17 protein-coding genes are annotated in these 14798 nt (G+C 55.1%); 6 read left to right on the top strand and 11 right to left on the bottom strand.

The annotated features are described in order from the left end of the window. Positions 1-2: 2 nt before the first annotated feature. The 7 genes from HUO07_RS03485 to puuE form a co-directional block, all read right to left on the bottom strand. Positions 3-1169, bottom strand: a complete 1167-nt coding sequence (locus tag HUO07_RS03485; protein ID WP_176302386.1) for an ABC transporter ATP-binding protein — start codon at positions 1167-1169, stop codon at positions 3-5. Further along, entirely contained in the window at positions 1132-1800 is a 669-nt protein-coding gene (gene modB / locus HUO07_RS03480; RefSeq protein WP_176302385.1) for a molybdate ABC transporter permease subunit, read from the bottom strand. Before modB ends, HUO07_RS03485 begins: the two co-directional genes overlap by 38 nt. Positions 1801-1813: 13 nt before the next feature. Further along, positions 1814-2617 (bottom strand): molybdate ABC transporter substrate-binding protein, encoded by an 804-nt coding sequence (gene modA / locus HUO07_RS03475; RefSeq protein ID WP_176302384.1) that lies wholly within the window; start codon positions 2615-2617, stop codon positions 1814-1816. Then, a complete protein-coding gene (gene pyk / locus HUO07_RS03470; protein WP_176302383.1) occupies positions 2595-4079 on the bottom strand; it encodes a pyruvate kinase in 1485 nt (494 codons plus the stop codon). The genes modA and pyk overlap by 23 nt, the downstream gene beginning before the upstream one ends. 105 nt (positions 4080-4184) lie before the next feature. Continuing rightward, entirely contained in the window at positions 4185-4673 is a 489-nt protein-coding gene (locus HUO07_RS03465; protein ID WP_176302382.1) for an ureidoglycolate lyase, read from the bottom strand. Between the two features lie 138 nt (positions 4674-4811). Then, positions 4812-5645, bottom strand: coding sequence for a bifunctional allantoicase/(S)-ureidoglycine aminohydrolase (locus HUO07_RS03460; protein ID WP_176302381.1), 834 nt, complete (start codon positions 5643-5645; stop codon positions 4812-4814). A gap of 11 nt (positions 5646-5656) precedes the next feature. Then, positions 5657-6595: an allantoinase PuuE gene (gene puuE / locus HUO07_RS03455; RefSeq protein WP_176302380.1), complete on the bottom strand. Its 939-nt coding sequence runs from the start codon at positions 6593-6595 to the stop codon at positions 5657-5659. Between the two features lie 319 nt (positions 6596-6914). On the opposite strand from puuE, the gene HUO07_RS03450 reads away from it, so the two are divergent. From HUO07_RS03450 to HUO07_RS03430, 5 genes are all read left to right on the top strand, one after another. Beyond that, positions 6915-7670, top strand: a complete 756-nt coding sequence (locus tag HUO07_RS03450; RefSeq protein ID WP_176302379.1) for an aspartate/glutamate racemase family protein — start codon at positions 6915-6917, stop codon at positions 7668-7670. Between the two features lie 160 nt (positions 7671-7830). After that, positions 7831-9189: an NCS1 family transporter gene (locus HUO07_RS03445; protein WP_176302378.1), complete on the top strand. Its 1359-nt coding sequence runs from the start codon at positions 7831-7833 to the stop codon at positions 9187-9189. A gap of 29 nt (positions 9190-9218) precedes the next feature. Further along, on the top strand, positions 9219-10697 hold the full coding sequence (locus HUO07_RS03440) for an NCS1 family nucleobase:cation symporter-1 (protein WP_176302377.1): 1479 nt from the start codon (positions 9219-9221) through the stop codon (positions 10695-10697). A gap of 159 nt (positions 10698-10856) precedes the next feature. Continuing rightward, positions 10857-11204: an addiction module toxin RelE gene (locus tag HUO07_RS22115; protein ID WP_176302376.1), complete on the top strand. Its 348-nt coding sequence runs from the start codon at positions 10857-10859 to the stop codon at positions 11202-11204. Then, positions 11197-11481, top strand: a complete 285-nt coding sequence (locus tag HUO07_RS03430; protein WP_176302375.1) for a helix-turn-helix domain-containing protein — start codon at positions 11197-11199, stop codon at positions 11479-11481. The genes HUO07_RS22115 and HUO07_RS03430 overlap by 8 nt, the downstream gene beginning before the upstream one ends. Positions 11482-11526: 45 nt before the next feature. Here the strand turns inward: HUO07_RS03430 and HUO07_RS03425 are convergent, their stop codons facing one another. The 4 genes from HUO07_RS03425 to uraH are packed head-to-tail and all read right to left on the bottom strand — an operon-like array spanning position 11527 to position 14014. Beyond that, entirely contained in the window at positions 11527-11703 is a 177-nt protein-coding gene (locus tag HUO07_RS03425) for a CopG family antitoxin (RefSeq protein ID WP_217908766.1), read from the bottom strand. After that, positions 11693-12427 carry a GntR family transcriptional regulator gene (locus HUO07_RS03420; protein ID WP_176302374.1) on the bottom strand — a complete coding sequence of 245 codons (735 nt, stop codon included), beginning with the start codon at positions 12425-12427 and terminating at the stop codon, positions 11693-11695. The genes HUO07_RS03425 and HUO07_RS03420 overlap by 11 nt, the downstream gene beginning before the upstream one ends. Positions 12428-12445: 18 nt before the next feature. Beyond that, on the bottom strand, positions 12446-13645 hold the full coding sequence (locus HUO07_RS03415) for a urate hydroxylase PuuD (protein ID WP_176302373.1): 1200 nt from the start codon (positions 13643-13645) through the stop codon (positions 12446-12448). Positions 13646-13660: 15 nt separating this feature from the next. Continuing rightward, positions 13661-14014, bottom strand: coding sequence for a hydroxyisourate hydrolase (gene uraH, locus HUO07_RS03410; RefSeq protein ID WP_176302372.1), 354 nt, complete (start codon positions 14012-14014; stop codon positions 13661-13663). A gap of 146 nt (positions 14015-14160) precedes the next feature. Here uraH and uraD point away from each other — a divergent pair, with 146 nt between their 5' ends. Next, complete coding sequence (gene uraD, locus HUO07_RS03405) at positions 14161-14697, top strand: 2-oxo-4-hydroxy-4-carboxy-5-ureidoimidazoline decarboxylase (RefSeq protein WP_008955995.1); 537 nt, start codon at positions 14161-14163, stop codon at positions 14695-14697. Positions 14698-14798 lie beyond the last annotated feature (101 nt).

Below are 14798 nucleotides of genomic sequence, written 5' to 3'. Positions count from 1 at the left end.
GCTTACTTCCTTTTGTCATGCGCATCTGCGCGAACTCGGTGGCCTGGCAACAGGTGTATTCCTGCCGCCAGCAGTGAAACATTCACCACTGCCCCGCGGGTTAACTGATTGCGACGTGCAGCATGGGTGGCAATGTCGAAACGTAACATATCACCGTGGCCAACGCTTAAGGAAACTGACGTAATGCCACCCAACACCACTACCTCACTGACCGTGGCAGTCAGCGGGTTTTCCCGCTCGCCTTGCGACGGCCGATCACGACGATGAAGCACAATATCGGAAGGCGGCAAATACCAGGCCACGGTCTCTCCCAGTGGTAGGTTGGTAAGTCCTTCCGCGACTTCCAGGTAAGTTCCTCCCCATTGCAAACGGCGCTGCCCTGCTACCTCTACAACGGTGCCTTCAAACAGATTATGGCGGTCCAGCAAGCGTGCTACTAGCGGCGTGGCTGGGCGGCTGAACAGTGCCTCGGGCGAATTCTGCTGAAGGCTTACACCGTTATGCAACACGCAGATTTGATCAGCCAGTGCAGTGGCTTCCTCCAGGTCATGCGTCACCAGCACGATGGGAATCTCGATTTGCTGGCGGAGCAGTGCCAGTTCGCGCTGCAAACGCCGACGGGTGACTTGATCCACCGCTGAAAACGGTTCATCGAGCAACAGCACTTTCGGATCGCGGGCCAAGGCGCGGGCCAGCGCGACACGCTGGCGCTGCCCACCGGAAAGTGCATTTGGGTAGCGGTTGCCCAGTCCATCTAAACGCACCTTGGCCAGCCACTGTTCCGCCTGTTCTCGGCGCTGGGGTTGAGGCAGGTGACGCAGTGGTAGTTGAATATTTTCTAACGCGGTTAAGTGGGGAAACAGCGCATAGTCCTGAAACACCATGCCGACTTGCCTATGCTGGGGTGGAAGTGAATGCTTACGTTCAGCATCAAACCAAACGTCGCCAGCGCATTCCACACGCCCATTTTGAGGGCGATAGAGCCCGGCAATAGTGCGCAGCAGCGTGGTTTTCCCGCTACCCGACGGCCCTACCAGCGCCAGCAGTTCCCCAGGTTGGCAGATAAAATCGGCGGCCAGTGGAATCGGCCCCGTTTGATTGACCGCCACACGCAGACTTGCGATACACGACTCAGCCACGTGCCCACCGCCTGCGCCCAGCCAGTCCATAGACAAGCCCCAAGGTAATAAACGACACCAACAGCAACAGCGCCGACATCTGTGCCGCGCCCTGTTCGTCAAAGGCTTGAACGCGATCATAGATGGCAATGGCAAGGGTGCGGGTTTCGCCATCAATAGCGCCCCCCACCATCAAGATGACGCCGAATTCGCCCAGCGTATGGGCAAAGGTGAGCGCTGCCGCTGACATAATGCCTGGCCACACCAAGGGCAGTTCGATACGCAGCAGCGTTTGCCTGGGGCTCAAGCCGCTGCACCAGGCCGCTTCCCGCAGGTTGTGGGGCACGTGCTCAAAGGCGCGCTGAATGGGCTGCACAGCAAACGGTAGATTGGCGATCAGGGAGGCCAGTAATATGCCCGAGAAAGTGAAATTCAGCCCGCTGCCGGTCATTCCTGCCCAAAACGAGCCCACCGGCGCATCGCGGCCAAAGCTCAACAGCAGATAAAAGCCCAGTACGGTAGGCGGCAATACCAGCGGTAGTGCAATCAGCGCTTCGCATAGTCCTTTACCCCGGAAACGCGCATAGGCCAGAGAGCGGCCTAACCAAATAGCGATGGGCAGGAGAATGAGGCAGGTGAACACCGCGAGGCGTAACGAAACCGACAGCGCCGACCAATCCATTATGCTCCTTCCATTATTCGACGCTAAACCCGTAGGTACGCAAAATCGATTGCCCCTCTTCCTCTTGCAGCCACTGATAGAAGGCAGTGGCGACATCTCCCGCCTGATTGGTCAACACCATGCGTTGTCGAAGCGGGCTATGCCAAGCCTCGGGGATAAGTACGTACTCACTTCGTTCACTTAACGCGGGGGCCAATGCCAAGGAATAAGCCACCAGACCACCGCGCGCATCATCGGAAAGCGCAAACTGCGCCGCTTGTGAGACATTTTCACCCAGCACCCGCAGTGCCTCGGTTTGCTGCCAAAGCCCGGCGTGCTCAAGAACCTGCTGCGCCGCCACGCCATAGGGCGCGTGTTCGGGATTCGCCAGGGCGATGCGTTCAGTAGTGCCGCTCACTTGCGCTTCAAGCGCGGCCTCTACCCCAGCCAGTGGCGCATCGGCACTGGGCAAATCACCGCGCCCTGCGCGCTGCAGCCACACTAACCGACCAATGGCGTAAATAACGCCCTCGTCTTGGGTGTGGCCCTCTTTATAAAGCGCCTGAACGTAGCGCTCATCAGCAGAAAGATACAGCTCGAAAGGTGCGCCCTGGGCGATTTGGCGACGGAAGTTGCCCGACGAACCAAAGTTGAGCCGCAGCGCGTGGCCGGTTTCTTGTTGAAACTGCTCCGCGGCCTCCGTCAGCGCAAACTGCAGATCAGAGGCTGCCGCCAAAATAGGAGGTTCCCCCGCTTTCACGGGGGAGCCTGTTAATAGCAAACACAAGCAGACCAGCAGCAGCCCGCGAGCTACATTAGCTGTTGCTAGGCTCAGCATGCTGATCGGTAATCTCCATCACCTTCATGGTATTGGTACCACCATGAGCATTCATATGGTCGCCGCGGGTAAGGATCACGTGATCGCCTGCTTTGGAGATACCGGTCTTCACCAACAGTTCCAGCGCACGGTCGTTTAGCTCGGTGGGTGTCATATCAGAGGTATCAAACGGCAGCGAAACGACCCCACGGTAAAGTGCCATACGGCGCTGAGCGATAGGGTTATGCGCCAAGCCCACAATCGGCAGACCGGAACGAATGCGCGACGCGATCAATGGCGTATAGCCCGACGATGTCATGCAGGCAATCGCGGTAATGCCAGTCATATGGTTCGCAGCATACATAGCGGAAAGCGCGATGGTTTCATCCGGGCGAGTAAAGCCTTCATGAATACGGTGACCAGACTCCTGGGCGGATTTTTCACGCTCAGCGCCCAAGCAAACTCGTGACATCGCTTCCACGGTTTCCAGCGGATAGTCGCCCGCCGCCGTTTCCGCTGAGAGCATGACCGCATCGCTGCCATCCAATACCGCGTTGGCCACATCAAACACTTCGGCACGAGTGGGTAGCGGCGCCGAAATCATGCTTTCCATCATCTGCGTTGCGGTAATCACCGCACGGTTAAGAGAACGCGCCCGCTTGATCATACGTTTCTGAACGCCAACCAACTTGGCATCGCCAATTTCTACGCCTAAATCACCGCGTGCCACCATGACCGCTTCGGAAGCTTCGATAATGCCGTCCAGGGTGGCGTCATCAGCGACCGCTTCAGCGCGCTCGACCTTGGCGACCAGGCCAATGTCCTTACCCGCTTCGCCCAGTAAACGGCGTGCTTCCAGCATATCTTCGGCATGACGAGGGAAGGAAATCGCGAGATAGTCGACGCCAATATCAACAGCGGTTTTGAGGTCTTCTTTGTCTTTCTCTGTCAACGCCGGGGCGGAGAGGCCGCCGCCCTGCTTGTTGATGCCTTTATGGTTGGAGAGCTTGCCGCCCACAACCACAGTGGTATGCACCTGTTGGCCGTCGACGCGGGCCACATCCAGCACCAAACGTCCGTCATCTAACAGAAGGCGGTCACCGGCGGCCACGTCTTGTGACAAGGTTTTGTAGTCACAGCCCACCTGATGAATATCGCCCGCATCCCCGTCGAGCTCCATATCGAGAATGAACGGCTGGCCTTCTTTAAGCACCACGGCGCCATCTCTAAACCGCGCAATGCGGATCTTGGGACCTTGGAGGTCGCCTAGAGCCGCTACGCTGCGGCCCAGTTTGGCGGCAATTTCACGCACCTCGGTTAACCGGCGGCGGTGATCATCGGCGGTACCGTGAGAGAAATTAAGACGCACCACATCAACACCCGCCTTGAGCATGGCCTCCAATACGCCTTCACGGTCGCTGGCAGGTCCAAGGGTGGCGACAATTTTGGTACGACGGATCGTAGAGAAGTGCAGTGCGTTCATAATATTCCAACCATGCTAATGAGCGTGTAGTGACTTTGTTTAATAACACTAGCTTATCAGTTTAACGCGTTCTATATGACAGCTCTGCAACACGAAATGTACGTATTATTCCAACGTAACGGTAATTGCCAGGGGAAACTCATCGCAGTTATTGCCATCGCCGCCCCGATCCACCACCAAGAACTCGCCCTCACGTTCTAGCACTGACTGGATGGCGTGCCAAGTGCCTGCGCGGTAATTCACGCCTTGGTGGCCATCGGTCACAAAAGCACGCACTTCGTCAGGATTGATATGTTCACCGGGCGGCGCCACTACAACGATAAAACGTTCCTGATGCAGCGGCATAAACGCTTGGCTGCCCTGGGGGTGACGCTCTAGAAACGTTAGCTCCAGCGGTAGTGTAATCGGCTGGCTCACGAAGATATTAATCAGCGTGCGGGCGTTTTCGCCCAAGGTTTCTACCTTGGCCAGATCATGATGGCGTTGGGTACGCCCGGCGTTAATGGGAAACGACGCAGAGGTTTGTGCATCCATCACATCGCCAAAAGGAGCGAAGGCTTCAGCCGTTAGCGGCTCGGCTTTTATTTCTAGCATAAAGTTTTCCTTGAAAGCTGCCCTGAAGATATACCTCAGTCGAGGGCAGGCCTACGAGGAGGCGCTGTGAACCCATCCTTGGGCGCTACCTACGCCATCCATGGCGTAGGACCTCCTCTCCGGCCTGCCCCCGCCTTTTTAGTGTGCACTTAGGCGAAGAGAGGCATGGCGATTAACATCTTTATACAACAGATACCGAAATGGCCCTGGACCAGCGGCGTAGCAGGCCTGGGGGCAGAAGGCGCGTAGCCACATGAAGTCCCCGGCTTCTACCTCTACCCAATTTTGATTCAGGTGATAAACGGCCTTGCCTTCAAGCACGTATAAACCATGCTCCATGACATGGGTTTCATCAAAGGGGATCACGCCGCCGGGCTGAAAGGTCACGATATTGACGTGCATATCGTGGCGAACGTCCGCAGGGTCGACAAAACGTGTAGTGGCCCAGCGCCCTTCTGTGCCCGGCATTTCGATGGGAGCAATGTCCTGCTCATTGGTGACAAACGCTTGTGGCACCTCGAGCCCTTCCACAAATTCATACGCCTTGCGTACCCAGTGGAAACGCACCGGCGCGTTAGATTCGTTTCGCACCTGCCAGTTACTACCAGGAGGAATAAACGCATAGCCGCCGGGCTGCATAACGTAGCGCTCGCCCGATAAAGTAAGCGTTAACTCACCTTCAACAATAAACAGCACGCCTTCCGCCTGGGGGTCTGGCTCGGGCTTATCGCTACCGCCCTGGGGCTGGACTTCCATAATGTACTGGGAGAACGTTTCCGCAAACCCCGACAGCGGCCGCGCCAGCACCCACAGCCGGGTGCTTTCCCAAAACGGCAGGTTGCTGGTGACGATATCGCGCATCACGCCTTTAGGAATCAGCGCATAGGCTTCAGTAAATACAGCACGGTCAGCGGTTATTTGGGTTTGCGGCGGGTGCCCGCCGGTGGGGGCGTAGTAAGTAGGTTGTTTCATTATTTTGCCTTTCAATGGGTTGGCGCCGGGTGGTGCTCTGCCCAATGACGGGCGATATCGACCCGGCGGGCCACCCAAACGCGGTCGTGGGTTTCGATATAATCCAAAAAGCGCTGCAGCGCGCGAAAACGCCCCGGGCGCCCCAACAAACGACAGTGCATGCCCACCGAGAGCATTTTCGGCGCCTCTTCCCCTTCTGCGTAAAGTACATCAAAGGCATCGCGCAGGTAGGTAAAGAAGTGATCCGCGGTGTTGAAACCTTGCGGTGCGGCAAAGCGCATATCGTTGCTGTCCAACGTGTAGGGCACAATCAGATGGTTGTGGTCACTGCCCTGACTATCGGTCACCTGCGTCCAAAAAGGCAAGTCGTCGCCGTAGTAGTCGCTATCGTAAAGGAAACCGCCTTCGTCCAGTACTAGCCGTCGGGTATTAGGGCTATCGCGGCCGGTGTACCAGCCTTGTGGCTTCTCACCGTAAAGACGCTGAAAAATTTCCATGGCCTGCTGTAGATGCTCCCGCTCAACATGCTCGGGCACTTCCTGATAGTGAATCCAGCGGTAGCCGTGGCAGGCAATCTCGTGGCCCAGCTCTTTAAATGCAAGCGCCACATCCGGGTTGCGCTCCAGCGCCATGGCAACGCCAAACACGGTGAGCGGTAGGTCGCGTTTCTCAAACTCGCGCAAAATGCGCCACACCCCGGCGCGGGAGCCATATTCGTAAATAGACTCCATACTCAAGTGGCGATCTGGATAAGCCGGTGCACCGATGATTTCCGACAGAAACTGCTCCGAGCCTGCATCGCCGTGCAGCACGCTATTTTCGCCGCCTTCTTCGTAATTAAGCACGAACTGGACGGCAATTTTGGCTTTATTGGGCCAATTGGCGTGAGGCGGGTTGCGTCCGTAACCGATCAAATCACGGGGGTAATGCACCATGGATGAGGACGACATCGTTATCTCCTTCGGTCATATTTCTGACCAACACTGGTTAGCTTCTATTCGATGAGCAATGCCAGTGCGGCAACTAATTATTTGTATACAAAATAGCGGCATTAATAGCGTACCGCAACGCAGCTTGCCGCTAATCCTCTGACACTAATAGCGTTTCTCAGTTTAAACGTCGTTAAACCTTTGAATCCTGAACAATTGGTCAAACTTTTAGGCTAGCATTTTTGTCGCTTATTGGCGCCTAGACCCTTGCGTCTCGCTAGAAACCGCCCTATTTTTGTATACAAGAAAAGTCATATTGTTTACATACGGAACGCTTAACGTGCATATACGAATTATCAATCCTAATACCACGGCGTCCATGACCGCTGCTATTCATCAGGCAGCACAGCAACAGGCAGGCGCTGGCACCACGGTGAGCGCTTCACAGCCGGATGCTGGCCCGGTTTCAATCGAGAGCCATTTCGACGAAGTGATCAGTGCGGTAGGGGTGGCCGAAGAAGTCCTCAAGGGCGAGCGCGAAGGCGGCATTGATGCCTATATAGTGGCCTGTTTTGGCGACCCTGGCTTGCTTGCCGCACGAGAACTGACCCGTGCGCCGGTAATTGGGATTGCCGAAGCAGCATTTCATCTGGCCACTCTGGTAAGCACCCGCTTTTCCATCGTCACGACCCTGGGCCGCACCGGCATTATCGCCGAGCATCTGCTTCAACAGTACGGCTTTAGTCACCACTGCCGTCGTATACGCGCCGCTGAAATCCCCGTGTTGGATCTTGAGCATCACCCTGACGCGGCGTTTACGCGCATTGTTGAAGAGTGCTGCCGCGCCCGGGATGAAGATGGCATTGGCGCTATCGTTTTAGGCTGCGGCGGCATGGCCAATTTGACCCAGCAAATTAGCCGCGAAGTGGGCCTGCCGGTAGTAGAAGGTGTCACCGCAGCGCTGAAACTGGCGGAGTCACTGGTCAGTTTAGGGCTGTATACCAGTAAACATGGCGACCTTGCCTACCCACGCCCCAAAGCCTTCACCGGTAAGTTTTCCGAGCTTTCTGATCTTGATCTACCGCTAAAGCCTTAACCATTTAGCACTAACAAAATAAATTTAAATAACAATAACTTAAAAAATAAACTCGATTAAAAACAGTAACGTCCATTAGCACGCCACGCCGCAAGCGTTGCTTGGGTACTCAACGTACTCAAGCTGCCAATAAAACCGATAATCTTGCGAGGACGACATCATGAGCGCTTCACCCTCGGCTCTTGCGTCAGAAGAACGATCCGATGCTGGATCAAAAGCACTCGGGGCAGAAAGCCTGGCCCCTCAACAGACCCGGATTATGGGGCGCGGCTCCTACTTTCTCGCGTGGTTCGGCGGCTGCGTTTCCATCGGCACCTTTGCCATGGGCTCCAGCGTGGTCGGCACCCTGAACCTGTTACAAGCCACCCTGGCGATTGCCATCGGCTGCTTTGTGATCGGCATAGCCCTCGCCATTAACGGGGCGGCAGGCTATAAGTACGGTATTCCGTTTATGGTGCAGGCGCGCAGCGCGTTTGGTTTTACGGGTACGCGCTTGCCGGGCTTGGTGCGCGCGGTACCGGCGGTAGTGTGGTACGGCTTTCAAAGCTGGATTGGTGCCGGGGCGCTCAATATGGTGTCGGCCACCCTGTTCGGTTTCGACAACCTGATCTTCTACTTCATTACCTTCCAGTTTCTGCAAATTGGCCTGTCCGTGATGGGTTTCCAGGGCATCAAATGGTTAGAGAATATCGGCAGCGCCTTTATCCTCGCCTCACTGGTGTATATGTTTTACGCCACGGTGCAACGCTATGGCGATGAGCTTTCCGCCAGTCTGCTCACCATGGAAGGCTCCTGGGGCATGCCGTTCTGGGGCGCGACCATGCTGTTCCTGGGCATCTACAGCACCATGATGCTCAACGTCAGCGACTACTCCCGCGAGCATAAAAAGGGCACCGCCCAGAGCCTGCTGACCACCATCTACGCCATGTCGATTCTGCCCTGCACGCTGTTTATGGGTTTGATCGGCTATATGGTCTCGCAAGCTACCGGCACCGCCGACCCTATCCAGGTGTTTGCCAACGCCGTTGATAACACTCCGCTGTTAATGACCACCCTGCTATTCATCGCCTTTGCCCAGGTCACCACCAACGTCCTTAACAACGTGGTACCGCCGACCTATGTGCTGATGGACATCTTCAAGATCAAGTTCTCGGTCGCCACCGTCATCGTCGGGCTGCTGGCCTTCGCCACTTTCCCCTGGAAGCTGGTTCAGCCGGGCTCTGCAGCAGGTCTCCAGCTGTTTGTACAAACTTACTCTGCTTTCCTAGGCCCCATCTTCGCCATTCTGGTGGTCGATTATTATGTGATTCGTCGTCGCACGCTGGATATCGACAAACTGTATGACGTTAACGGACCTTATCAGGGTATTAACTTGGCCGCTTTCATCGCCACGGCGGTGGGTATTGTGGCGGCGCTCTCTTTCTCGGCGATCTCGTGGTACGCCAGCCTGATCCCCGCCGGTGTTACCTACTATCTGTTGATGAAGTACTGGGCTCCCTGCCAGCGCTTTAGTCAGTAACTCCATTTGCCAACCGAAGAGCTAATAAGATGAAAGAGAGTAACGACGTTAGTGACCTGGATATTAAGCACATTGATCCCACGCTCTATAACGAGGATCTCGCGCCGCTTAAACCCCAGGATCGTAACTGGGGCGCGTTTGAGATATTTAACGTTTGGTCTAACGATATCCAGAGCCTGTTTGGTTACACCCTCGCCGCCTCGCTGTTTTTAAGCTACGGCCTGAACGGCTGGGCGGTGATGGCGGCGATTATTCTGGCGGGCGTGATCGTGATGTTTCTGGTCAACCTCACCGGTAAGCCCAGCGTTAAATACGGCATTCCTTTCCCCGTCATGGTGCGCGCCAGCATGGGCGTCCGCGGCGCAAACCTGCCCGCGATGCTGCGCGCCATCGTGGGGATTTTCTGGTACGGCGTGCAGACCTACTTTGCCTCCACCGCTGTCACCCTTCTCATTACCGCCTTTGTGGGCGCAGGCAGCGGCAGCACCTTCCTGGGGCTTTCCGGCGTGGCCTGGGTGTCGTTTGTGATTGTGTGGCTGTTTCAAATCGCGATTTTCTGGCAAGGCATCGAGCGCATTAAGCACTTCCTGAACTGGGCGGGCCCGTTGGTTTACGTGGTGATGTTGGTGCTGATGATCATTGTCTGGTATCAGGCGGGAAGTGAGCTGATTCCTGCCATTGGCACCATTTTTAGCGGTGGAAGTGAAACCAGCGGCAGCTCAATCGCCGCCTTTATGGCGATTGTGGGCACCATGGTGGCGTATTTTGCAGCGGTTGTGATTAACTTCGGCGACTTCACCCGCTTTGTGAAAACCGAACGCCAGATGAAGCTGGGTAACCTGCTGGGCTTGCCGCTTAACGTGGCGTTCTTCTCGTTTATCGCGCTGATTATTACCGCCGGTACCCTGGTACTGTTTGGCGAAGCGCTGACCAACCCCGCTGATATCGTTGAGCGAGTGGATTCATTGCCGCTGACGATTATTGCCGCCCTCACCTTCTTTGCCGCCACGGTGGGCATTAATCTGGTCGCCAACTTCATTCCCCCCGCCTACGACCTGGCCAACCTGTTTCCCAGCAAAATCAGCTTTAAGATGGGTGGCCTGATTACCGCGGTCATCGCGTTCTTTGTCGGCGCGCTATGGCTTTCGGTCATCAGCCAGATTGGCGTTCCCGGCTTTGTAAATGCGCTAGGGGCCATCGTCGCGCCCTTCTACGGCATTATCGTGGTCGACTACTACCTGATTAAGCGCCAGCACTTAAACATGCAGGAGCTCTTCTCATCAGCACCGGGCAGCGCCTACTACTACGTCAACGGCTGGAACACCCGCGCGCTTATTGCCTTTGGCGTGGCGGCGCTGTTCTCGCTTTCCACCGTGTTAGTACCCGCGCTATCCGCACTTGGCGGCTACGGCTGGCTGATTGGTGCAGGATTGGGTGGGCTGTTCTACTACGGTTTGATGCGCCAGTTTAAGGCTTCGCCTGCGTTGGCTGAGCAGAAGGTTAGCTAAGTCGGTAAAAATGTAACTGACTGATTTAAAATAAAACTTTCGCCATCGGCACACAACCGATGGCGCTTTTCTTGTTAGTAATACAGCATGCGTATGAGCAAACATTGATCCATGTCTAATAGCTTGCCCTAAGTCATCCATTGGATTACTCTATTCAATATGCTGACTACAATCACTGAGCTTCCAGAATACATTAAGCGGGCAGATGCACTACTCACTGATTTTGAGCGCAAGCCTGTCATCGACTATCTTGCCGAGCACCCGCTGGCTGGCGATGTGATGGAGGGTACAGGTGGGATTCGTAAGCTTCGTTGGAGCAGAGGTAATAAAGGAAAGAGTGGTGGTGTGCGCATCATTTACTACTACCATGACCAACGACTCCCAATGTATTTGCTAACGATGTTTGGTAAAGGTGAGCGGGCAAACTTAATAAAAGCTGATAGAAATGCGCTTGCTAAGCTGGTCAGCATTCTTATTCATACAGCATTGGAGAAAAATCATGGCTAGTGCATATGAAAGTATTGCTCAGGGCTTACAGGAAGCCATTGAGCTTAATCAAGGACGTAAAGTTGCAGCTAGGACTCATCGTCCTGAACCAGTCGATGTTGCTGGAATTCGCAAGAATTTAGGTATGACTCAAATGGAGTTTGCTTCCAAGTTTTGTATTAGTGTGGCGACGTTGAGGCACTGGGAGCGTGGAGACCGCACGCCCCACGGGCCAGCGCTGGCTTTACTGCATGTGGTTTCAAAGGAGCCTCAGGCTGTATTGAGGGCTTTGGGTTAACAAAACACATCATGCTGCCGAACGTCATTACGTGTCGCCAGCACTTCAGCTTCGACGGCTGCCCTTCACATCATCCGAAAGCCAAATCTGTATCAGCAACTGGTAGGACTTATGTCGCTTGTTTACTTCGATTTTAACCCTAGCAAGCAGGATTTCCGGCAAGCGGAGTGAGATAGTCTTGGTTGAGAGCTTCAGCTTGAGGTTGCTGCTCTCACTCCCCAAATATCTGCTGCAAATCCGGCACGTTCTCTTCTTCTTCGAACATCGATAGCGAGGCTTCGATAGCTTTTAGGTGGCGGCTCATAAAGGCTCTGGCGCGCTCGCCGTTGCCTGTTTCCAGGTAGCCGATCAGGTCATCATGGTCGTGGGATTCACAGCCTAAGTGGCCGCGATGGCCGTAGACGGCGAGTATTAGCGATGAGCGGGAGCAGAGGCGTTCGACAAACTCTGCCAGGGTGGCGTTGCCTGATAGCTGCGCTAGGCGCACGTGAAAATCGGCGGATAGGCGAATAGCCACGCTCTGCTGGCCACTGCGCAGCGCTTGGCGCTCCTGGCGGGCCATTTCGCGCAGCTCTGCCGCTTCTTTTTCGCTCATGCGCCGCGCCACATCGGGCATCAGCCCGCACTCGATTAACTGGCGGGCATCGAATACGTCTTTGGCTTCGTCGGCGGTGGGCCGGGTGACGCTGGCGCCACGGCGCGGTGTTAGCGTGACTAACTGCTCCAACGCCAGGCGCTGGAGGATTTTACGAATACCGGTGCGGCTAATGCCGAATACATCCGCTAGCGCATCTTCGCGCAGCCGTGCGCCGGGCTTTAAACGCTGCTCGACAATGGCATCGCTCACGGAGCGGTAGATGGCATCGTGGCGTTCATCGCCCTCTTTGCTATTTTTAACTTCTTTAGCAGGAGCGCGCCGTTTTTCCGGCGCCTGCGCATCACTCATAGCTAGCCTCTCTGATCGTTACTCCCAAGCGGCAATGATATCGCGCTCTTCATCGCTCATGTTGGTCATATTGCCTAATGGCATGTAGCGGCTGGCCACGACCTGCTGAATCTGCGTTTTCTGGCCCAGAATCTCATCCCAGCTATCAAAAGCAAACCCGGCGGGGGGTGCTGAAAAACCAGCATGTTCGGGGTTGCGCGCGTGGCACTGCACGCAGTGCTGCTCAATTAATCCAGTGATTTGCGCCTGGTCTGGCCCTTGCGCGCCTGCATCGCCGCTTGTGGATGAAGCACTCGGCGCAGCCACCCAAAACGCTAACAGGATAAGCCCTACCCCAAAGGCGGGATAGGCGGGCTGGGTTTTGCCTGCATGCATCAATACAAAGAACTGACGGATCAAGGCACCGGCAAAGATAAACAGCACCATCACCACCCAAGCAAGCTCATGGGAGTAGATGAATGAGTAGTGATTACTCACCATCAACAGCACGACCGGTAGCGTGAAGTAGGTGTTATGCACCGAGCGCTGCTTGCCGCGTTTGCCATCCAAAGGATTGGGGGCATCGCCCGCCTTCATGGCTTTTACCATGCGGCGCTGCCCGGGAATGATCCAGAAGAAAACGTTGGCCGACATCGCTGTCGCCATCACCGCCCCCGTGAGCAGGAAGGCGGCGCGGCCGGTAAACATCTGCGTGCTTAGGTAAGCAACGATCACCATCATCACGGCAACCGCAATGCTGAGCAGGCCGTCGCGATCCATATTGGGGCTAATGCGTTTACATAGCTCGTTATAAACCACCCAACCACCGAGCAGGAATGCCAGCGCCAGCACGTTGGCCTGCCAGCCGGTCATGTTGGCGGCCCACTCCCAGGGGCTATTGGGGTTTACCAGATAGAAGCCCGGATTGACCATGTAGAGAATCACAAACAGCGCAAAGCCGGAAAGCCAAGTGGTATAGGCTTTCCAGAATGACCAGTGAAGATCATTGGGGAGCTTGGCAGGCGCGGTGGCGTACTTCTGGTTGTGGTAAAAACCACCGCCATGCACTGACCACATTTCACCAAAGACGCCCTTCTCGCGGTCTTCCTCAGCCTTTGGTGTGCGCAGGCTATTATCCAGCATCACAAAATAGATCGACTCACCGATCCAGGCGATAGCCGCAATCACATGCAGCCAGCGAAGCAGCAAATTAACAAAATCGATTAGGTACGCTTGCATAACGGAACTCCCCTATCAACTACCGCGGTAAGTTGAGTAGCCATAGGGCGAGAGGAGTAGCGGCACATGGTAGTGCTGGCTGGCATCGGCAACGCCAAAGCGCAACGGGATTACGTCTAAAAAGCGCGGCTCATTAGCTTCAACGCCTTGGGCACGCAGATAGTCGCCGGCGTGGAACACCAGTTCGTACTCACCTGGCGTGAGCGCATCACCTTCTAAAATAGGTGCATCACAACGCCCGTCACTGTTAGTAATCACTGTACTCAGGTGTTGGCGCTCACTGCCTGTAAGGCGAAACACCTCAATAGTAATCCCCTGACCGGGCTGTCCTTTGGCGGTATCCAGTACGTGGGTGGTTAAACGGCCCATAGCCACTCCTTATTTATAACGTTGTTTGCTTTGCTTAACCTATTGGTCAAAGAGTACCGTTACTGCCATTTATTGTATACAGTAATTCCATCCACGCACCTTTTGAACCACCGTCGCTTTAACATTACCCGCTTTGGAGAGTGTCAATGCCAACATCTCACCCGTTACTGCTTTCACCCGCGCCTAGCAAGTGCAGCCTTGAAATGCTTACCCACCATTATGGGGATATTTATGAACACTCCCCCTGGGTGGCCGAAGCGGCCTGGCAGCACGGCCTGACGGAAGCCCACGACACCCCAGATGCACTGGCCGAGTTGATGGGGCTTATGTTGCAGCAGGCAAGCAGTGAACAGCAAATTAAAGTGATTCAGGCGCACCCAGATTTAGCCGGTAAAGCCGCGATGGCCGGTGAGTTAACCCAGGATTCCACCAGCGAGCAGGCAGGCGCCGGGCTCGACCAGTGCAGCCCTGAAGAATTTGCGCGCTTTGAGTATCTTAATGCGGCGTACAAGGAGAAATTTGGTTTTCCCTTTGTGGTTGCCGTGAAAGGGCTTGATCGGCATGGAATTCTAGCTGCCTTTGAAGAGCGACTGCATAACGATGCAGCCACCGAACGACAAACGGCGATTGAGCAAATTATCCGTATTGCACGTTTTCGATTAAGGGCGCGTGCCGAACAATAAGCTGAAGCGTTAAAGACTATTCGCCAATGGCTGCTTGCATTATTTCTTGTATACACTTTTATTAGTAACTGGATGCAATAAATAAACAATGCCACCCACTG

The organism is Vreelandella maris, from assembly GCF_013371085.1.
GTDB classification, from domain to species: domain Bacteria; phylum Pseudomonadota; class Gammaproteobacteria; order Pseudomonadales; family Halomonadaceae; genus Vreelandella; species Vreelandella maris.
This window is presented reverse-complemented; position numbering and strand designations above follow the sequence as displayed.